We start from the raw sequence: 439 nt of genomic DNA on the forward strand, positions 1-439 counted from the left end.
GTTCATACCGTCTGTTTTCGACAGTTTTCTCTCCGGGAAGCTAATCTGCCATAAGCCTGGATAACAGGGCACGGTGATACTCCGTAATAGCGATCAGCACCTCCGCATACTCCCTGTCCCCGACACGCTTGCCGTCGATAAAGAGTTTTTTCTGTAACGCCCCCAGTCTCATAACTTCTTTCAGTACCCGATCATCAGTCAGTGAGTTAACTTTCTTACCGAGAGCTGCCGCCCGTAAAAAACCGGAAACGGTCTTGCCGCATTCAGCAGCCCTTTTTCTGATTTCCTGGTCTTCTTCTGCCGTCAGACGAACAGGGCGACTGATAGCCCGCCTGCGCGTATTACTTCCACTTCGTTTTGTCATAAAACATGGCTCCGTATCTGACATGGGGTGTCGGGGCGAAGCCCTGACCAGGGTAATTGTAATAGCGTGCATGTA

1 protein-coding gene is annotated in these 439 nt (G+C 50.8%); it reads right to left on the reverse strand.

Annotation, left to right across the window (positions count from 1 at the left end; genetic code table 11):
* Positions 1–40 precede the first annotated feature (40 nt).
* The coding region (gene mobA, locus HFC70_RS26395) for a plasmid mobilization protein MobA (RefSeq protein WP_368669829.1) at positions 41–439 on the reverse strand (399 nt) is incomplete at its 5' end.

The sequence above is a fragment of the Agrobacterium sp. a22-2 genome (assembly GCF_012276985.1).
GTDB lineage: Bacteria > Pseudomonadota > Alphaproteobacteria > Rhizobiales > Rhizobiaceae > Allorhizobium.